We start from the raw sequence: 20,725 nt of genomic DNA, 5'->3' as shown, positions 1-20,725 counted from the left end.
GTGCGCGTCGGTATTGGAGACGGGGGCGACGCGGAAGCCGCGCCGCAGCAGCTCGAAATACTTGGGGAGCCCGTTGTACTCGGCGAGTTCGACGGCATCTCTCACCTTCTGGCGTCGGTCCGGCGCCGTGGGGAGAGTGAAATACACGTCGTCATTCGGATGGTTCAGCTGGATGTGGGTGCTCAGCAGCGGGTCCGCCGAGTAGTTGTCGACGATTTCGTCGTGCATGTTCCCGATGTTGGAGGAGTTGACATGCAGATTGCGGTTGAAGCTGTTGAAGTGGTGGTCATGGCTGGAGCCCGTCCCATCATCCGGGCCCACATGGGACTCCCTGCCCCTGACGACGAGCAGCTCGGATTGCCCGTTCGCATCCAACACGGGGCTCAGCTGGGAGATGGGGTCATCGTCGTCATAGGACTTCCACGACGTGGTGTGGTTGCTGGTGCCGAAGAAGTCATAGCCATGGCGGAAGGCGGAGAGCAGCACCTCGCTTCGGATGATCTGGGGCGTGAAGCTGAGCGACCCGCCGCCAAGGGAGTCATGGCCGCGAGGGTGGTTGTGCAGGTCCCCCACGAACGTCTGCCAGCCCCCTCCTCCCAGCTCCAAGGCGATGCGGTTGCGGTACTTGCCCTCCCGGACGGCGGGGACCGGATACCGGTCCGAGGCGAGCACGTTCGTCACCTCCTCATCAGCGAGGCCGGGGGTGGAGACCAATGCGGCGGCCAACAGCACACTGCTGCCAAGACTTCTACTTCGAGACATGTAAGGCGCCTCCGCTGAAGGAACTCCGCGCGGGCAGGCACGCGTCCGTGCACGACCCCTGGAGTTACTACGGAGGGAGGGGTGAGGACTGGTCGTTCCCTCATCCCAAGGCTGACGGCCCACCCCGGAACTCAGGAGCGGGCCGCGGCCGCCTACGGTCCTCGCGTCACTTCACCTCGACGCCCGGCATCTGGCCGAGGCCCAGGTCAATCCACCCCGGCATGTTGTAGCTGGCCGTCGTGCCGTCCGTCCTCGTGGCCAGGGGGTTCTGGTCCACATGGCCCGCGGTGCCCAGGCTCATGAAGAGCGTCGTGGGCATCGACTCCGGCGTGGCCTCCATCAACGTCATCGTGGTGGAGGGCACATCGGGCAGGTAGTCGTGCGTCGCGTCGAAGTCGCGATACGCGGTGAGCCAGGCCTCGTGGCTGTAGCCCGGGTCATTCGGCGTCATCGCCAGGGTGGCGAAGGGCTCACCCTCCGCCTTGAGCTTCTGACGCTGGGCCGCGAGCGCCGCGGGGTCGCTGGAGTCCGCGAAGAAGCCCACCACCATGTCCTGCGCCTGCCGGGCCGCGACGTTCTGCACGTTCGCCAGCCCCTCCGCGCCCGTCACGGTGATGGTGGTGTACTCGGTGCCGCCGTACTGGAGGATGTCCATGCTCATCCCCTCGAACTTCCGCGAGCCGTCCGGGTTGAGCGAGAACTGGATTTCAAACGAGTTGTCCGTGCCGGCCACCTTGCCCTCGGCCGTCACCGTCGTCTGGCCATTCACCGTCGTCACAGTCTGCGTCAGGCTCTCATCCCAGAACTGGTGCTCGAAGCCGACGAACTTCGTCAGGTGCAGCTCCGCGCTGAGCGAGCCCTCCTCGGACCAGGTCTGCTGGGTGCGCACGTCCAGGACCCCCGGGCCCGTCTGCGTGGGGAGCGTGCCCTCCCGGACGAAAGTCTCGTAGGCCGTGCGGCCCTCTGGCGTGGCCAGGTCGAACTCCACGCTCGCGGAGTTGCCCTGCGTGTAGCTGTGCTCCGAGCCGATGCCGCCGCCGACCTTGTGTCCCTTGAGGGTCAACTCCAAGCCCAGCTCCAGCTTCGACGTGAGCGTCTCCTCCGGGCCCACCGTCACGCGCACCGTGGTGTCTCCTGTGCGCTCCACCGCCACCGACTGGGTCTGCTCCTTGCCATTCTCCCCACTGAGCTTCAGGGGCCCGATGGACAGACCGCTCGACGTCGTCACGAAGTCAGAGGCGTCCATGACGAGCTTGCTGCCGGGCGGCAGCGCCAGCGGGTCGCTCAACGTGGGGACCTGGAAGCCGCCGGGGTTCATGATGAGCTGGCCAATCTCCCCCTCGGTGAGCGCGAGCTGGAAGCTGACCGATTTCTTGCTCCCGGACTCCGCGCCAATCTCCACGCCGAACGGGCCCACCTCGCCCGCCTCGATGCCCGCGCCGCCCTTGAGGCCACCGGTGGCATCGAACGTAACGGTGATGAGGTGCCGGCCGTCGGCGGTGGGCTCCGTGGGGTTCCAGGCCAGCTTGACCTCCGTCTCCGCGTAGGCGCCGCCGGAGATGGTGCCCTTCACCTCGCCCTTCTTCTTCTCCCCTTCCGCGGGCTTGAACTCGGCCTTGATGCCCACTTCGAGGGTGCCATCGGTGGAGATGTTGACGGACGGCGTCAGGTCCACCAGCTCCTTCTTCTTTGTCGGGTCCGCCGCATCCCCCGTCGTCGTCGCCGCCGCGTCGTCCGCCACCGAGCGCGCCGCGGCGCCCGTCAGACCAAAACCGTGGATGAGCGCCTCACGCGCGGGGCCCGGAGGCACGGACAGGATGCGCGCGAGCTGCGCGTCCGGCACCGCCACCGGCTGGCCGTAGGAGGAGTGCGTCGCCTTCCACTCGGCGAGGTTCGCGTACGTCTTGCCGGGCTCGTTCGGGTCGACGATGGCACCGCCCGGCTTGCGCACCAGCGCGTGGCCCACGCTGTCGCGCGAGTCGCTGAGCAGCAGCACCTGGTCCCCTGGCTTCGACAGCGTGTTGGCCTTCTCCAGGCAGTTGGCCTTGCCGTCGCCCAACACCTCCGTGCGCAGCGTGCTCGCCGGCCCCGCGCCGCCGAACAGGTCCATCGAGGGACGCCGACCCGACTGGAAGCTGCTGCGCCCCGAGTGGCCCGCCGCGGGCTCCTGCTTCGGCGCTGGAGGCGGAGGCGGTGGCGGCGGAGGGGGCGCGGCGACGGTCGGCTGCTGAGGCACGGCGGAAGGTGTCGGGGTGGCGGCGCGGCGAATCGGGGCCATGGACTCTCACTCCTCGGATGCGGGCTGCGAACGCGGATAAAAAACCAATCGACCAATTTGTTTTAGTCGATTCTCCGCGCGTCCGGGTGAAAGTTGCTGTCAGTGGTCAATTTTCTGGCGTCAGCGGACGGATTTCCGGGTTTCGGGGGCCTGCGCCATGGCCAATGTGCGTCGAGGTAGGCGAAATCCGGGCCGGTGAAGGCAGCGAGGCATTCGCCGTGGCGGTCAGAAGTCCGCGGTCAGCTTGACGGACAAGGAGCGGCCGGGGCGCTGGACGCCGAAGAAGTCATACGTCTTCGCGTTCGTGAGGTTGAGCACCTCCAGCGTGCCCCCCAGGGTGGGCGAGCCTTCCCGCACGTAGGTGAGGCTGAGCGAGTGGGTCAACTGCGCATCGACGTCCTGCTTGTACTCGCGCAGGCCCTGGCTCTCCCATCCCCGGAAGAAGCCGTTCATGAATCGCGAGGTGACGCCGAGCGACGCGGAGTCGCTGGGGAGGATGAGCGCGCGGCGCCGCAGCCGGGCGCTGAAGTTCGCGAAGAGCCAGGGCACATTCGGAATGCGGTCGCCCTTGAAGGCCGCGTACGTCCCCTGCCCGCCCGTGTTGCGGAAGTCCTGCCACGTCACGTTGGCATCCAGCCACAACCAATCCCCTGGAACCGTCCATCCCGCGGCAGCCTCGACTCCGAGCGAGCGCGCCGCATACACGTTCTGGAAGGACACCGTGGAGTCGTCTCCCAGCTTGACGATGAAGTCGTCGGCGAGCCGGGCGAAGCCTCCCACGCTTCCGCGGAAGCTCCCCATCCCCGTGCGCCAGTCATCCACCGAGAAATCCAGGTTGGCGTTGTGGCTGACCTCGGGCCGCAACCCCAGATTCGCCATCACGAGCACGCCATCACCAAATAGCTCATCCGGACCGGGAAGGCGCGTGGCGTACTCGTACGAGAGCTTGGCCAGCACGCCATACGGGAGGAACATCCGCAGGCTGTCTCCAAAGCCCAGATGCTCGCTGGCCTGGTCGGCCCGCCGGAAGACCCCCCCGGGCAGCACCTCCTCCGAGTCCGAGCGCATGACGTACCCCTTCACGAAGGCCACGTTCTTGAGCCGTCCGTCGCCCAGCGCCAGCTCGTGCTCGAGCCCGCCCACCAGCGTGAGCAGGTCGCGCTGCGCGCTCAAGGGGTCTCGCTGGCCCGTCCCCAGTTTGAGCTGGTCCTCACCCTGGCGAGTCACGAAGGTGGGCGCCAGCGAGAGCCGCAGGGACTGCGTCGCGGTGAGTTCGTAGGCGGCATGAAGGCGCGCCAGGGCGCTGTGTTGCCATTGCACCTGGTCCGCCGGCGTGGTGCCCAGCTCTCCGGGCTGGCGACGCTCCACGCCCGCGTTGCCGTACCAGTCGTAGACGAACCCCGCCATGTCGCGGAAGTCCGTGTCACGCCGGCTGTAGCCCCCCACGCCCTCCAGCCGAAGCTTGCCGGACAGCAGCCCTCCCTGGGACCACGTCGCCAGCGCGCCGTAGCTCGACTCGGCGGAGCGGGCCTCGCCGTAGGGCACCGTCATCACCACGTTGTGCTGCAGCTCCTTGCGCGTGCGCGTGCCAAAGACACGCAGGGAGAGGCGCTCCGCGAAGGGCCGCTCGAGCACCCCCACCTCCAGCCCGACGCCGCCCGCGGTGAAGCCATCGTGGAAGCGCGGCACGCGCGCGGGCACCAGGCGCCCCCGGTCATCGGCGGCCTCCACGTCCACCATGTAGTCGTTGCGCGCGACGTCGCCGAAGGCGTGGCCCTTCACGAAGAGCCCGCCGGTCCCCAGCTTGTACTGTCCCGCGAGTGACCCCCGGTATGTGCCGAACGAGCCCGCCTGCAGCGAGACGGAGGCCCCGCTCGGCTCGTCTCCGTCCGAGGAGACGAGGTTGACCGCGCCTCCCAGCGCATCCGCGCCGAAGCGCACGGGAACCACGCCTCGATAGACCTCCACGCGCTTGAGCAGGTTGACTGGCACGTTGGCGAGCCCCAGCCCGAAGCCGGCCAACTCCAGCGGCACGCCGTCGAGGAAGAAGCGCACCTGCTCGCCGGAGAAGCCACTGAGCGAGAAGCGACTGGCGGAGCCGAGCCCCCCGGTCCGCTGCACGCTGACACCCGTGTTGCGACTGAGCACCTCGCCCAGGTCCGCGGTCTGCTGCCGCGCCTCCTCCAGCTCCACCACCTTGACCGCTTCGGCAGAGAGGGCGCGCTCCTCGCCCTTGCTCAACTGTCGCCCCGTCACCTCGATGGTGGTCTCCAGGCTGACGCTCTCCGCGAGCACCGCGTCCACCTCCGTGCGCTCCCCCGCCGCCACCTGGACGCGGTACGCCTGGGGCTCACAGCCCGGGACATAGGCGTGCAGCTCATAGGTGCCGGGAGCGAGCCCCTTCACCTCGAAGCGGCGCTGCGCATCGAGGCGCGGCGTCTGGGTGCGCCCCTCGGGCTCGAGCAGCAGGACCTCGGCCTTTTCCAGCTCTCCCCCTTCACAGGCGGACAGCCGTCCCGCGAGGTCTCCCACCGTCGCGCGAGCCTCCACGGCGGGCGCCTGCGCCGCGTCCTGTGCGGCGGAGGGAAGCGCCACGACCATGGCCAGCAGACCCACGGTTCGCCACGTCCGCCCGAGGGACACCGGGGGACAGGTCCAGGAGACCGAGCACTTCGCGCGGGCCAACGCGTCAACGAGGAGGGTCATGGTCCGTTGCATGAAACACGAGAGGAGTCCGCGCCCCGCGAACGACGGGGGGGCGCTGGAAGAAGGCGAGCCCGAGCACATCGAGCGGGACGCGAGTGAAGGGTGCGTCGGGAGTCCGGACATTCACGGCGACTCATGCGCGAGAACCGGCGCGGGCGCCCGCGCGTCCCTGGGATCTCTCGGCACGATGCGCCCGATGGCCCAGGCGGAGACCAGGAACAGGACGCCCAGCAGGGCCAGTCCCAGCTCCACGCAGAACACATAGGGCGAGCCGGCGGGGTCGAACACGCGCCGGGCGTTGCGCCAGGAATCCAACCAGGGCAACAGGAACAGGATGCCGCCGGAGATGGCCAGCGACCACCGGGACCACACCTTGGGGCGGGGAAACAGGAGCGCACCCAGCACGCAGGCGCACCAGCTCCCGAAGAAAATCGTGTGTTCCCAATCCGCCCGACGCGTCAGCGTGTCGGGCAGCAGTTGGTTGGCCAGGAAGACGGCGGCGAGCGCGAACGCCGCCGCTCCGCACCCTCCCGCCGTGAAGCGCGCGAGGAGGACGTCCACCCGGCGCATGTCGCGCGCCCGCCGCTCCAACCAGATGAGGTTGCCTGTCAGCACACACAGGGCGCTGAAGATGCCCAGCAGCGCATAGGTGAGCCGCAGCCCCATCCCCGCATAGAGCCCGGAGTGGAGCACGTACGCGGATTCGATCAGCCGCGCCGTGGCGCCAGGCCCTCCAGCCTGCCGCACGTGCAACACCTCACCCTTCCCCGACACGCGGACGGTGGTGAACTCGTGGAGACCCTGACGCGCGTAGCCTCGGACATCGACATACGCCTGGGCATCCCCCAGGTTGCGCATCGAGAAGCGGTAGTGCCGCGCATCCGGCAGCGCCTCGCGCGCCCGCGCCAGCACCGTGGCCACTCGCGGCGCCTCGGCGGGCTGTTTGGAGGGTTTGGCTCCGCGCGGGTAGCCGATGCTCTTGAGCCCCGCGTCCACGTCACCGTCGAAGGCCGTGCGCACCACCACCGGCTGGAGGACCGCGGAGTTCAGGCAGATGATGGCCGCCGTCCAGGCGATGACCGCCTGATAGGGCAACCCCACGCTGCCGAGCACCTTGTGCAGGTCCCCCCACGCGGTGCGCAGGGCCTCGCGCGGACGGAAGCGCACCCAGTCCTTGCGGAAGCGGCCCAGTTGGATGACCAGCCCCGTGCCCACCACCAGCAACAGGACGATGGCCACCAGACCGGCGATCAACATGCCCCCCGGCAGCGGGTAGAGGAAGTGCACCAGGAACAGGAAGTAGCCCAGGTCGCTGCGCTCCGGGGCCTGCTCGCCGGAGAGCGGGTTCACCCAGACGGCGGTCTTCTCGCCACCCCGCTCCTTCCACTCGAGCCGGAGCCAGGGGGAATACGGAGCGGGCAGGTCCACGTCCAGTTGGGAGGGCCCGTCCTTTCCCACCCGCGCGTCCAGCCATTGCTGGAGCGTCTCCAGCGCCCGCGCCTCGTCCGCGGCCACGGGCGTCCTCAAGCGCGGCTCCTGCCAGGGCATCAGCTCGTGGCGGAACAGCGACACGACGCCGAGCAGGAACATGCCCACCAGGAGGACGGAAGCCACCGCGCCCGCCCATGCATGCGCCTCCCAGAGGACGCGGTACGTCCCAGACCCAAGCTTCATGGGAGACTTCTCCAGAGGACGAGCAGCGCCGCCCCGCTCGCCACCAGGACGCCGGCCCATGCACGCGCCGCGGAGCGAGCCAGGAGCGCCATGCACGGCGCGGCGGCCATCAGGGGAATCACGACGATACAGGCCACCAGGTAGCGCACGTCCGACGAGGCGGGCACCACCGCGGGCAAGGCGACCGAGACCAGCAGCGCGGCGAGCGGAGCCCCCAGCACGGCCGCCAGCAGCCAGCTCACGCCCCGCTGGCGCCGCGTCCTGGCGCTCACGACGCGCGCTCCAGCACACCCAGCAACAGGCCCACCGGGGCCAGCAGCACCATGGCCCGGATGGGACGGCGCACCAGCGGCGAAAGGACGGCCAGCGAAGTGCCCCCCGCCATGACGTACGCCATCGCCGAGCCCAGGGCGGCCCCCGGAGTGGGAGCCGTCGACAGGGACATGGCGAAACCCGCGAGGACGAGCACCAGCCCCCCGCCCTTCAAGCCGGAGGGCACGCGCGAGGAGTCCGGCCACCGGCCCGCGTGGCGACACCACCACGCGCCGTAGAGACCCACCACTCCGAGCCAGAGCAGCGTGGGAACCAGGACATCCATCCAGGAGACCTCGCGGGAATCGAGGGCGAGCGCTCAGCGGATGCGAGCGACGTCCAGGACGAAGCCGGGGAACGAGATGCTGGGCTTGGGGGTGCCCGAGGACAGGTCCATCAGCGTGGAGGTGGAGTAGGTAGCCGCGCTCTGGCTGACGAAGAAGCTGGAGCCTGACGTGAGCGTGAAGCCGCTGTAGGCCCCGGGCGCGGCGTCCACGCGCGAGGGGGCACTCAGCGTCGCCAACGGCACCTGCCACCAGCTCCACCCCTTGCTGTACCACTCGCTGTAGGTGGTGCCCGGCGCCGACGGGGTGATGGTGGTGTCCGCCACCTGGAGCCACGCGGTGCCGTTCTCCGTGAGGGCGATGATGGTGCCCACCTTGTTCTCGCCGAGCGCGGAGGCCACGCTGCCGACGAAGCCCGTGTCGAAGGTCTGCTGCCCTGCCGGGATGCGCAGGAAGCAGTCCTGCTGGCCCGCGTCCTGGGCCCCCTTGACCGCGTAGCCCAGGCCGTTGATGACGCCGCTGAAGAAGTAGAGCGTGTCACCCTGCCGGCCCGTCTTGGTGAGGTCGCGGCAGCGCTCGTCGGAGGACCAGCTCAGCGCGTCCGTCGCCGTGTCGATGCGAACGAGCACCGAGCCCGGAAGCACGGTGTCGTACGTCGACGTCGACCAGCCCACCGCGAAGAACGCCTCGCCCTCGCGGGTCGCCCACTGGCTCAGCCCCGTGACGTAGCCCGCCTTGGTGAACTCCGCCGGCAGCGCCAGCGTCTTCTCGACCGCCATCTCCGCGGGGTTCCAGACGATGATCTGCCCCTGGGCGTCGTCCTTGTAATACGCCTTCGTGGCGCTCACGAAGTGCACGGCCTGGGCGCCCATCCGCTTCACGCCGAGGTTCTGGAACGAGATGCTGGCACCCGGCGTCAGCGCGCCGTCCTTCACCTCGTAACGGGTGATGGTGGGAGACTCTCCGGCGCCAATGGCGAAGAAGCCCACGCCCTTGGCCGCGTAGAGCCGGGGACGGCCCGGCAGCTCCAGCGACTTCGAGTAGTCCAGCGTCTTGGGCTCGTCCAGGGAGTCGACCAGCGTGAAGTAGTTCATCCGGCTGCCGTTCGTCTCCACGGCGGAGTGCACCAGGTACAGCGCGCCCTCCTCGCCTCCACCCGGCCCCCCAGGGAGGGTGGGCTCATCGTCGCCGCACGCGGACAGGAACAGGGCGGCACACGCCACGAGCCCCTTCGAGAAACCGCCCTTGCCAATCCTCAGTGCTCCGCGGTGCATCGCTCTCTCCTCGAACCTGGACCGGCCTCCCAGCGCTGTCCGTCAGCACCGTGAGATCCGGTCAATTCCTGATGTGAATTTGAGACTCAGTATCAAAATCAATACAGGCGCGCTGGAGTAGCCCTCTCGCAAGCCAGGTGTCAAGCAACGTCAGGGAGGAGGACAGAACAGACACGAGGACCCACTCGGCTTGTCGCGGGTATTCCTCGATATCGGTGGCCGCGGAGGACTGGGAGTGGAGGGGGCCGCACGCATGGCATCACCCGGCGGGAGCGGAGCCGAGGGTGGAGGGGGCACTTCAACCCTGGTCCGGTGTGCCCGAAGGTGGCTTCAGCAAACAGGGTTTGGACTCCGCGGGTTGCCCGCGACATGGGGCCCCCGAGGCATCGAGCGGTCGCAATTGAACGGGAGTTCGTGCGACCTCACGCATTCCCTACGTTCTTACTGATGCAGCTTGATTGCGAATGAGGGGCGACCTGTTCGCCTCTCGCCGCGCCATGCCCGCACCCCAATGACCTTCGATACCACTTGGATGAGATGCGCCCTCGCCGTCCTTGGCCTCTGGGCATTCACCCCCGGCTGCAAGAACGCCGAGCCCGGCGACGAGGACCCTCCCATCTCCATGGACGGAGAGCCCGACGCGGGTGGCTCCGATGGAGGGCCCGACGATGGCGGCACCCAGACCTCGGACGGCGTGGGCTTCATCGACTACACGCTCCCCTCGGCGGACATGGAAGCCGTGCCCCTGAACGCGCGCGTCATCGTGGCCTTCACGGAAGTGCTCGAGGCCACTTCGGTGAGCGCCACCAGTCTCACGCTGTCGGAGAACGGCGTGGCGCTGGAGGGCGCCGTGAGTCATGACGCCGCCACCCGCACCCTGAGCTTCGTCCCGGCGCGGCCGTTCACCGCCGACTCGCTGGTGACAGTCGCGGTCTCCACCGGGCTGCGCACCGTGACGGGTAGGTCCCTGCCCGCGCCCCACGTCTTCGTCTTCTCCGTGGGGAAAGAGAGGGACACGACGCCACCGACCGTACTGACGACGCTGCCTTTGGACAACGCCGCGGGCGTGGCGCCGACGCGTCCCGTGTACGTCATCACCTTCCGCGAGCCGATGGACCCCCGGTCGCTCACGGCCGAGTCGCTCCGGTTCGAACAGGTGCTGGGAGCCAATCCCGCCGCCCTGCTCTCCGGTGTCATCTCCTACGAGCCTCGGACGCAATCGGTGTACTTCCGCACGAGCCCCGCTCCTGCTCCCGGAGCCCGTGTCACGGGCGCGCTGTCCACCCAGGCGAAGGACCTCGCGGGCAACGCGCGCGTCGCGGCGTACTCGTTCTCATTCGCGGTGACAGCGTCGAGGGACACCTCGCCCCCGCGCGTGCTGGGCACCTTGCCCGTCTCGCAGACCGTGGGTGTCGCGGTGCGGTACGCCCCTTTCACCGTGAGCTTCGATGAGCCGCTTCGGCCCGAGTCCGTGACGACGGATTCCGTCTACCTGGAGGAGCTGAACGAAGCGGGGACCCAGGCAGTGCGGCGTATCGCGGGCACCGTGCGGTATGACGACGCGAGACTCCAGGCCGCCTTCTCTCCGAGCGCGCCCTTGAAGTACCAGACCCGCTACCGGGGTCGGGCTCGCGCCGTGGAGGACCTCGCCGGAAACTCACTGGGGGTGTTCAACGGCTTCGACTTCATCACGGAGCTGCCGCCCGCGCCTCCGACGGTCCGTGGCGCATTGCCTGCTCCGAACATGCGCTTCGTCTCACTCGGAGGCCCGCTCCGCGTGAGCTTCGACCGCCCCCTGGACCCGGCCACCGTCAACGCGGCGAACTTTGGCGTCGCGGGTGTCACCGGGCTCGTCAACTACGAGGCCTCCACGAATACGGTGGTGTTCCGACCCGTGCCGCCCTTCGCGCCGGCCACGGACTACACGGTGACAGTGAAGGACGTGCGCACGCCGCAGGGCGCCAGCCTCGCTTCGCCCTTCACGTACGCCCTCCGCACGGTGGCTTCGAGGACGAAGGTGAGCGCGGACCTCCCTGGACAGCCCGCCCTGCCAGCGTTCGCCACCGGCCCGCTGGGAACACTGGCCGTGTGGAGCGTGGACACCGGCACGATCATCCAGGTCCGTGCGGCTTTTGATACCGGCGCGGGCTTCGCGGACTCCACCGTCCTTGGCGAGGCAGGCGCGAACACGCTGCCGCCGGAGGTGTCCTCGTGGGGCAATCGCTTCATCATCAGTTGGTCGGACGCGTGGGCCCTGGGCAAACGCGTCATGCTCTTCGACGGGACGTCGTTCACCTCCGTGACACCCAACGTCAGCGGTGACCTGTTCGGCTTGGGCAACAACCTCTACGTCCTCAACGGGAAGACCTTCAGGGTCCTCAATGGCACCCAGTGGACCGAGGTCCACACGAGCCCGAACCTCGGCTCCCCCATCCTCTCCCTCCTCCAGAATGGAGACGCCATCCTGGTGAGCTCCGGGTGGGGCACGAGCCCCGAGGTCTCGGTCGTCTTCGACGGCGCGCAGTGGTCGGAGTCCTCCGTCATCTCCAACGTGGATGCACACTACATCCGCGTGGGGACGCGCTTCGGCCGGGCGTGGGTGTCCAGCCGAGGCACGGAGTTCGCGCTCTTCAACGCCGACACCCACCAGTGGACGGCCCCCGAACTCATCTCCTCCACGCAGGCGAGCAGTGTGCGCATCGCCTCGGATGGCAATACAATCACGGCCGTCTTCGGTGCCTCGTCGGGGCTCTTCGGGGCCGACCGCGTGAACGGGACCTGGCAGCCCGCGGTGTTGCTGGAGAGCACCCCAGTCCGGGAGCTCTGGGCGCTCGTCCGGCACCATGGCAACTCCGTCGCGTTGTGGAGCAGCACCGCCACGCAGCTTCACGCCGCGGCGCAGACAGGTGGCTCCTGGGCGTCCGCCGCGAAGGGAGTGGTGACGACCGGTGCGAACCGCGTGCGCGACGTCCGCGCCGCCGGTGACGACCTGCTGGTCCTCACCGAGAGGAACAACGTCGACAATTCCGCGTATGAAATCTGGGGCACCGCGCTCACGTCCCAGGGTTGGCGGCCGAGCGTCCGACTGCGCGACATGGAGAAGGCCGGCGCGAGGCTCGCCATGCAAGGCGCCCGCGTGGGTGCCGTCTTCGCGGCTCCGGGTCTGGTGGCCCTGCGCGCCTATCTGGGCAGCGGGCAGTGGGAGGAGAGTCACGCACTGGTGACTCCGGAACTCGTGGGCAGCGTGCGCAACCCGTCGGTCCACTTCGCCGCCGACGGCCATGGCGCCGCCGCGTGGGAGCAGTTCGAGGCGGGGGCGTGGAGCATCCTCCTCGCCGAGTTCGACGGGACGGCCTGGCACGAGCCCGTGCGCGTGGCGCGAGGTGGCTCCAGGCCTCGCGTGGCCGTGGACGACAACCTGGCCGTCGTCGCGTACCTCCAGCCTGGAACCGCCGGCAATGTGGAGGCATGGAGGGTGACGCACGAGGCCGGCGTACCAGGGACGCCCCTCAAGTTGGACAGCGTGGCGGCCACCTACGCCAACGCGGACCTCGCCCTGGCCCATGGCCCCAGCGGCTTCATGGCCGTGTGGGGTGACCTCGAGATTCGCTCCGCCCAGAGCGTGGATGGACAGACCTGGTCCGCGCCGGTGACCGCCATCCCGCGCGCGGTGTCCGGTGGGAGCGCGACCCGCCTGCGACTCGTGGTGGCGGGCACCTCCTACGCCATATCGGTCCAGCGTGGCGGGAGTTCGTTGAGCGCGAGCGTCCACGCAGGGGGCGCCTGGCAGACACGGGCCGATGCGACCGCGTCGAACACGGCGCCTGACTTCGCCGCCGACGCGAGCACCGTCATGCTGCTGACCGGCTTCGAGAACGAGTTCCGGTACCTCGTCCACAACGGCACCGCCTGGTCCGCGCAGCGCACCCTCTCCTCTCCCGCGGACGGCAAGGGACTCTTGGCCGCATCGCCCCAGGGACTGCGGCTCCACACGGGCATGAGCTGGTGGAAGTGGAGCGGGTCGGAGTGGGTGAAGGAGGCGACCCAGGTCAGCCGCCCTCACGCCACGGGCTCCTTGCGGTGCGACACGAAGGGCTGTGGACTGGCGACAGGACCTGTCTTCGGGACGCCGGTGAACCTGGCGCTGTCCTACGCGCCGGGCACGAGCGCCTTCCAGCAGGGCGCCGCGCCCCACGAGCCGTCCCAGCCCGTCATCGACGGCAGCGTGAGCTGGGACTTCGCGGCGGGCACCTACCGAGCCACCTGGCTCCAGCCCGCGCAGCAGGGTGTGCACGCGCTCCACGCCAGCACGGGCCTCTAGATTCTTCCAACCTCCACGAGGATGCGCCGAAGCTGCGCGCGTCCTCGCCCAATGGTCCCAGTGCGCGCCGCGTGCCCTGGTACCGGAGCTGGCGCCACTTCCCTGACTCGCGCGACAAACCCGAGCGAGGAGATGGGGCGGCGGCCATCCCCGGCCGGACATTAGGATGTGCCGGGTGATGGTCATCGAACCGGCCCGATTTCCCGCGGATGTGTCGCTCGTCCAGACGCTGTGGCGTGAATACGCCGAGGGCCTGGGCTTCGACCTGGGCTTCCAGGACTTCGAGTCCGAGCTGGCGGGACTGCCGGGTAAGTACGCACCACCGCGCGGGCAGGTGCTGCTCGCGCGGCGAGAGGACCGGGCTTTGGGGTGCGTGGCATTGCGGCCGCTCGACGCCGAGACGTGCGAGATGAAGCGGCTGTATATCCGGCCCGACGCGCGGGGCGAGCAGTTGGGGCGGCGGCTGGCCGACGCCATCTGCGACGAGGCGCGCGCCACGGGCTACCGACGCATCTGCCTGGACACCCTGCCCCACATGGCCGCGGCCGTGGGGCTGTACACGTCCATGGGGTTCCGCCCCATCGCGCCCTATGTGTACAACCCGCTCCCGGGAGCGCTGTTCCTCGGGAGGGAGCTGGTGGATACGCCCTCCTGAGGTGTGTGAATCATTGGCGTCGCTCCGGAACAAACGACACAGTCCAGCGCTCCGGGCGCGGTCCAACGGTGATGGACCGCGCCCGGCCGCTCGAACGCGAAGCCTCAGCGCCGGCGCAGCACCGCGCCTTGCTCTCCGACGGTCCACGCCTCCGTACGGGTGCTCCATGCGCCCACCAGCCGCTGGGTGGTACCGCTCGCCTGCCGCTGCCAGCGCGTCCCGTCGAAGTGCAGGAGCACTCCGTTGTCACCCACGGCCCACACGTCGTTGTTGGCCGCGCCCCAGACATCCTTGAGCGCCGCGCCCTGCGCGCTGGTGGTATCCGCGAGGAGCACGGTGCCATCGTAGTGCACGATGAGTCCCTGGTCGCCCACGGCCCACACGCTGTCCGGGTCCGCGCCCCACACGCCTCGCAGCGTATGTGCGGGCACCACCGCGACGGAGACCCAGTCCGCGCCGTTGTAGTTCTCGAACGTGCCCTCCGCGCCCACGGCCCACGCATACTCCGGCGTCAACATCCAGACGTCGTGCAGTTCCACCTCACTCTTGCCAGCATCCAGCCAGAGCCGGCCCCGCCACACCGCGCGCCGTCCCGCCGCGCCGACAATCCATATCTCCGTGTTGCTCGCGCCGTGGATGGCGCGGGCGACCAGACCGTCGGGCAGCGGGAAATTCTCCCACGCCTTCCCGTTCCAGCGATGCGCCTGGGTGCCCACCGCCCAGACCTCCTCGGTGCTCGCGGCCCACGCGGCGACAATCGGCTCGGGCGGCGCCTCCATCGAGCGCCACGTCTGCCCATTCCACAAGAGCGCAGCGCCCGTGGTGCCCGTCCTTCCGAAGACCCAGACATGGTCGGACGCCGACCCCGTGATGACACTCCACTTCGCCGAGGGCGCAAGGTCCCTGGTCAGCAGATGCCAGCCCCCGGCGTTCTTCACCATCAGGCTCCCGCGCGCCCCCGAAACCCAGACGTGGTTCGAGTCCGTGCCGGAGATGGCGAGCATGTCCTCTCGAGTTCCCGTGTCGACCACCGACACCGCCTCACCATTCCAGTGCAGCAGCGTGCCCTGCGCACCTACGAACCACACGTCATCCGGTCCACTCCCCCACACGCCGTGCAGACGGACGGCGCGGGGCGACTGGAGTGACACCCACCCGGAGCCCACCCAGCGAGCAATCGCGCCCGAGGTCGCCACCGCGAAGCCCGTGTCCTCGCCTGGCGCCACCCACAGCGACGTGTAGTCCTCACCCGCCGCTCCGGGGCCGGGCAGCAACCCCGCACCGCTCCAACCCTGTCCCCGCCAACGCGCCAGCCCCTGACCTCCCGCCAGCGCCCACACATCCCCCGACGAACGGCTCCACGGCGCCGACAGCGTCTGGCTGGCGAGCCCTTCGGCCGGCTGCCAACCCGTGGCTGTCAATCGCCACACACGGCCGTACGGGGCCTGTGTGGTCGGTGCCTGCGTAAGCCAACCCTCGGTCCTAGAGGACACGCTCAACCCGCTCACCTGTCCCGCCTCCCCCAGCGAAACCCGCCCCCAACCCTGTCCATCCCACCGGGCCAGATCCGCCGAGTCGCCGCCAATCCAGACATCTTCCCGGCTGGAGCCAGACAGCAGCAAGGGGCTACCAGAGACCCCCGTCTCCCGGAGGTCCCATGACTGGCCATTCCATCGCAGGGCCTGATTCCCGCTCGCGACCCAGACATCAGAAGGGCCCGCGACCCAGACAGCCTGGAGGAACTCTCCGGAAGGTATGGGATTGTCCCAGCACCACTGGGCCGGCGTGCACGCGCCCATGATGGTGGGGAGCGGTCCGCCATCCAGGGGATTTCCACCATCCGCGCCAGCGTCCGAGGTGTCTCCTCCGTCAGGGCCCGAATCAGGTGTCGCACCATCGGGGTTTCCACCATCCGGCCCCGCGTCCTCCCCGTCCGAGCAGTTCACCAGTGGCGCGGTGGCGAGCGCCACGACCAGCCAATTCATGACCAGACGCCCTGAAACCGAGGACTGACGTGAGCGTTGGCCAATGGACGCTGCAAGCATGGGGTCTCCGGATGAAAGGCAAACTTCATGGACTACGCATCCAGGCGCTATTGCCATTGAAAGGACTGACAAATCATTATGCCATAAATTCTAGCAAGTCTATTCTTTCAGCTCTGTCGAAGAGTTGTATGGATTATGGATGCGGGGGGACTCGAGCGGCACGGGAATTTGCCTGTGCCGCGAGTCAGCAGCACCGCCTCCACCCTGAATCCAGGAAGACGCGCCGGTCACGTGCCCGTGGCCTGCCCGGCCGGGCTGTGTCTGTCGTCGTGCCGTCAAACCGGAGGAATCAATGCACAAGGCAGGAATGAAGGTCGCACGGATGCTGCCGTTGGCAGGAGTGATGCTGCTGACCACGGGGTGGAGCAACACCCTGACTCCCCCGAAGGAGGACCGCGCCAACGCCCAGCAACTGGTGGAGCGCTATGATGAGGCCGTCAAGGATTCCGGCGTGTATCGCGTCGACCTGGACCTGGCGAATGATGGGGACTGGAACTTCCTCGTAGGCCGGCTGACGTCGGCCGGGAAGAGTGAGCGCAACGCGCCGGAGCTGTTCCGTCGGCTTGGCTTCATGCGCGAGCGTGCGCTGACGCGGCAGGCGGCCGGGCCGCAGCCGGCGAACCTGGAGGAGGGCGCGTGGTGCAACCACTTCCTCAAGTACAGCCAGGACCCCATCTCGGCCAATGGCTACACCACCTTCTTCCCCGTGGTGGAGGTGGCGTGCAAGGACGGCGCGGACTACGTGTACGCCGACCTCTTCAACTACGACACGAACGTGGCGGAGACCAACTCCGTGCTGCTCTCCTCCGCCTCCGGCGAGGAGTACGGTGACGGAAGGGCCTTCGACGACGTCCGGGCTCCGGCCACCGTGGCCACCGGCAAGGGGCGCGTGCTGCGCATGGAGTCGCTGCTGATGGCGCTGGGTGCGACCATCGACCAGACGTCCTACCTCGTCGAGCGCGGAGCCGCGGTGAATCTGCCGCCGAGCATGTCCTTCACACACCCGCGCAAGGTGATCCCCAACACCGCGAACGCGGAAATCTATGCCTGCCAGCTTCGCGGTGGGAATGACTGCGACTACGCGGTGGCAGGCTATCAGAACGGCTCCTTGCTGCCTTATCCCCCCGCGCCCGCGGGCGTCGCGGCCAGCTATTCCGGTTCGCCGGGCATCCTGAACCCCGCGGACTACTGGCTGTTCAACGCGCCCTACAACTACCAGAACCTGTATGTGCCCATCCGTGGCGTGCTGAACGCCGGTGCGGAGAACAACTTCCAGTGCGTGCTGTCCAAGGTCGACCGGGCACGTATCCAGCTCATCACCCAGGATACCGCTCGTAGCTGCGTCTACGCGAACCAGGCGGAGTTCATCGCGTCGCTGCCGCTCGGCGCGAACCAGACGCCACTCAACGTGCTGACGAACATGAACTGGCTGTTCAACACCACGGGCAATGGGCCCAGTGCCGCCAGCTGTGGAACGGACCAGATCGTCAACGAGTTCACCCGCTTCTCCATCACCATCACCGGCAAGGTGCGCTGCAACGGCGTGGAGCTGCCGATTTTCGTCGTCTACCCGAGGGGTGGCTCGGGCGTGCCGGGCAACATCTTCTTCCGCAACAGCTGCATGGCCTCTGGCACGCAAGTGAAGCTGGCCGATGGCCGCGTGGTGCCGGTGGAAGAGGTGAAGATGGGTGACAAGGTCCTCGCCAACGAGCAGGGCACGGCACTGACCGTCACGGACATCTCCCGCGGCAACGAGGTCAAGCCGATGCTGCGCCTGCGCGACAGCGCGGGCCACGACGCGACGCTCACGGAGATGCACCCGGTCATCATGTCCACGGGCGAGGTCGTCGCCGCCAGGGACCTGCGGGTGAAGGACCAGGTCCGCACCGAGAAGGGCACGGCCACGCTGACCTCCATCACCCAGGTGTCCCCGGAAGGCCAGCGCGTCTACAACCTGGCGCTGGGCACGGACACGGAACTGCTGGCGGTGAAGAAGAACGGCCGCACTCTCTACGCGGGCGGCTTCCTCGTTGGCGACCTGCGCATGCAGGACGCGCTCACGCTGCCCAAGCGCGAGCAGGTCTCCATCCTCCAGCGGCTGCCCAAGGCGTGGCACCAGGACTTCCGCAACGGCATCAAGCCGACGGTGGCCCGCTGATGGCCGCGAGCCCCGGAACACCCTGAGGTGACCCGTGCCACGGTGTCCGCCGTGGCGCACGGGGCTCGAGGTGAACGAGGGGTCGCCGGGGAATCGGCGGCCCCTCGATTCAGCGACGCTCCTTCAGTCCGCTTCTCTCCGCGTAGACGCGACTCCAGGAGATGGGGGGCAAAATCCTGGCGAGTCTTCAGTGAGTCGAGTCGCGCGCCGCCAGAGACCATCCATGCGAGCGTGAAGCCGCCGAGGGCCTGGGCTTCGAGACCCAGGCTTGGAGATCGCTCAGCGGCTCCAGCAGACATTGATGGCGGGACTCCCACAATAGCTGTTCGCGACATTCCGGCACTGTTCGTAGGGGACCCCTTCGCCCATACACATCCAAGGGAACCCCGGAGTGCAGATGAAGCAACAGCGGCGTCCACCCGCCTCCCATCCCTCACACAGTGCGGCCTCCACCGTCCCCACGTCCGAGTCCGGGGGAACCATCATCACCTCCTGCTCCCCCACGCCGCCACACGCCGCCAACAACCCACCAGCGACGACACCGACAATCCAAGCCAGTCGCTTCACAGGGGTGTCCTTTCGGAATGTGCCAGAACAGGACCGGCACCGGCCCATGAAAGCCCGTCCCTCCGGGTTTGACCATCCCTGGCAGCGACGCACGGGCAAGGCCATCTCGAGCGCCGGGAGGCAGTCCGCGAGGAGGCCCGAGTTCCCCTCAGTCGACACGCGCGTAGAGGGAAGCGGCGCGCCTCAACCGTTCCATGGCTTCGGCATCGAGCTTTCGCTGGCAGCTCAGGTGAAGGCCCCGGTCACTGAACCGCACCGCCGCGCGAAGGATTGTCACGAGCGATTCGACGTGCCGCTCACTCACCAGCGTCGCCTGGACAGGCACTTCCACGCCGAGGTCCACCGAGAGTTTCCAGGCTCCAGCCAGGGCGGCATCGAAGCGTTGCAGCCTGGGAGCCAGGGAAGAATCGGCACAGAGGACCACCGTGCCCGGCTCAGCCCTGGGGAACTCCAGCCAGGACAAGTGCGGCAGGGCGGCCAGTGCCTCGAACAGCCCAGGCCCGCGTGCGCCCGTCACCTCCAGGCGCCGCACCGGCAACGGGTGGGCGCCCAGCTCACGCGCCAGAGCCTCCGAAACGTTCCTCAACCGCGTCACGCCGCGCAGGTGCGGATGGGCAAGCCACCGGCTCCAATGCACGGCGGGGCCAGTCCAGTCGGCAATGCCGTTCCAGTCGATTTCCTCCACCGTGCCCCAGGCCGGTCCTGGCGCGGGCGCTCCCTCCATGACGTTGGATTCCATCATCCGGACCGCCACCGGAAAGCCTCGTGCGAAGCGTGCATACCCTCGCTCGATGACGGCCCCCAGCGGGGCCTCCCACTTCTCCCTGTTCGCCACCAGCAACTGAGTGATGCGGTCCTCGTCGGGCACCTCGGCGTATTGGAGCACGATGAATTCACCCAACGGGTCGCCCAGTTCGAGCAGTTGGTCGGCCAGCACTCTCCGCGAGGAGTCATCCTCCGGCACGGCATGGATGCGAGCGAGCAGCACATCCCGGGTGGAGGAGATCCGTTGCTCCACGGCCGTGCGCGCGTCGATGGCCTCCCTCAACGCCTCACACCGCGCCTGGGTCTCCTCGTCGAGAATGGGAGGGACCCAGCCAGTCCCCAGACGGATGACGATGTCGAGCTTCTCCGCCACGAAGAACAGCTCGGCGGGGAGTCTCACTCTCAGCGCATGAAGGACGTTCACGTCGTAGGGCGGCCCCACGTGCATGAACAGGCCGCACAGCTCGTCCAGGACCTGGGAGTGCCTGGCCACCGGCATGAGCGCGATGGCGAGCAGCGGTTGAATGAGCCGGGGGTCCGCGGCCCGCTCTCGAAACTTCGGGATCTGCCGCGCGGTCTCTTGCCCATGACCCTGCCGCGCATGCGCCAGGAGCGGCATCAGCTCCCTCGGTAGGTCCATCAGATGCCTCGGATCCCGCTTCTGCCACCAAGAGGCGTCGACGTCGAGCGGAGTGAGGCCGACCACGAGGCGGTCCGAGAGCTGCTGCGCGAGCGCGATGATGGGCTCCGCGCGGGCCTCCGACCAGGCCTCCAACAACCTCTGGAGCGCCTCCTCCTCCTCGTGCCGCTCGAAGGACTCCGTCGCGCGAGCCAGGAGCTCGTTCAGGATGTGGCTCACTTCGCCAGCATAGCCCTTTGCGCAGCGCCCGGTCGTCGAGGCCCAGGACTCGAGCGGGGCTGGCA

General features: G+C 68.4%; 12 protein-coding genes. 3 read left to right on the top strand and 9 right to left on the bottom strand.

Going from position 1 to position 20,725, the window contains the following annotated elements; translation table 11 throughout:
• The 7 genes from HUA76_RS36865 to HUA76_RS36835 all read right to left on the bottom strand — a co-directional run.
• On the bottom strand, window positions 1–762 hold a 762-nt coding region (locus HUA76_RS36865), incomplete at its 3' end, for a hypothetical protein (protein WP_174455758.1).
• A 166-nt stretch (window positions 763–928) separates the two neighbouring features.
• Window positions 929–3,040 (bottom strand): hypothetical protein, encoded by a 2,112-nt coding sequence (locus HUA76_RS36860; protein ID WP_174463504.1) that lies wholly within the window; start codon window positions 3,038–3,040, stop codon window positions 929–931.
• A gap of 225 nt (window positions 3,041–3,265) precedes the next feature.
• Window positions 3,266–5,746, bottom strand: a complete 2,481-nt coding sequence (mxcH, locus tag HUA76_RS36855; RefSeq protein WP_254614721.1) for a TonB-dependent siderophore myxochelin receptor MxcH — start codon at window positions 5,744–5,746, stop codon at window positions 3,266–3,268.
• Between the two features lie 123 nt (window positions 5,747–5,869).
• A complete protein-coding gene (locus tag HUA76_RS36850; RefSeq protein ID WP_174455760.1) occupies window positions 5,870–7,420 on the bottom strand; it encodes a PepSY domain-containing protein in 1,551 nt (516 codons plus the stop codon).
• Complete coding sequence (locus tag HUA76_RS36845) at window positions 7,417–7,692, bottom strand: hypothetical protein (protein WP_371823569.1); 276 nt, start codon at window positions 7,690–7,692, stop codon at window positions 7,417–7,419. Before HUA76_RS36845 ends, HUA76_RS36850 begins: the two co-directional genes overlap by 4 nt.
• Window positions 7,689–8,018: a hypothetical protein gene (locus tag HUA76_RS36840; protein WP_174463503.1), complete on the bottom strand. Its 330-nt coding sequence runs from the start codon at window positions 8,016–8,018 to the stop codon at window positions 7,689–7,691. Before HUA76_RS36840 ends, HUA76_RS36845 begins: the two co-directional genes overlap by 4 nt.
• Before the next feature lie 33 nt (window positions 8,019–8,051).
• Window positions 8,052–9,290, bottom strand: a complete 1,239-nt coding sequence (locus HUA76_RS36835) for an MxcI (RefSeq protein WP_174463502.1) — start codon at window positions 9,288–9,290, stop codon at window positions 8,052–8,054.
• Window positions 9,291–9,822: 532 nt separating this feature from the next.
• Between HUA76_RS36835 and HUA76_RS36830 the strand changes: the two genes are divergently transcribed.
• Both HUA76_RS36830 and HUA76_RS36825 read left to right on the top strand, forming a co-directional pair.
• On the top strand, window positions 9,823–13,611 hold the full coding sequence (locus tag HUA76_RS36830; RefSeq protein WP_174463501.1) for an Ig-like domain-containing protein: 3,789 nt from the start codon (window positions 9,823–9,825) through the stop codon (window positions 13,609–13,611).
• Window positions 13,612–13,789: 178 nt separating this feature from the next.
• Window positions 13,790–14,266, top strand: a complete 477-nt coding sequence (locus tag HUA76_RS36825) for a GNAT family N-acetyltransferase (RefSeq protein ID WP_141641246.1) — start codon at window positions 13,790–13,792, stop codon at window positions 14,264–14,266.
• Between the two features lie 104 nt (window positions 14,267–14,370).
• Here HUA76_RS36825 and HUA76_RS36820 read toward each other — a convergent pair whose 3' ends face one another.
• The gene (locus HUA76_RS36820) at window positions 14,371–15,687 is read right to left on the bottom strand and encodes a hypothetical protein (RefSeq protein ID WP_174463500.1); all 1,317 of its coding nucleotides are present in this window, start codon (window positions 15,685–15,687) and stop codon (window positions 14,371–14,373) included.
• 916 nt (window positions 15,688–16,603) lie between these two features.
• Between HUA76_RS36820 and HUA76_RS36815 the strand changes: the two genes are divergently transcribed.
• Complete coding sequence (locus HUA76_RS36815) at window positions 16,604–18,469, top strand: Hint domain-containing protein (protein WP_246137791.1); 1,866 nt, start codon at window positions 16,604–16,606, stop codon at window positions 18,467–18,469.
• Between the two features lie 715 nt (window positions 18,470–19,184).
• Here HUA76_RS36815 and HUA76_RS36810 read toward each other — a convergent pair.
• Window positions 19,185–20,660, bottom strand: coding sequence for a hypothetical protein (locus tag HUA76_RS36810; RefSeq protein ID WP_174463499.1), 1,476 nt, complete (start codon window positions 20,658–20,660; stop codon window positions 19,185–19,187).
• Window positions 20,661–20,725 lie beyond the last annotated feature (65 nt).

The sequence above is a fragment of the Myxococcus sp. CA056 genome, from assembly GCF_013336715.1.
GTDB classification, from domain to species: domain Bacteria; phylum Myxococcota; class Myxococcia; order Myxococcales; family Myxococcaceae; genus Myxococcus; species Myxococcus llanfairpwllgwyngyllgogerychwyrndrobwllllantysiliogogogochensis.
This window is presented reverse-complemented; position numbering and strand designations above follow the sequence as displayed.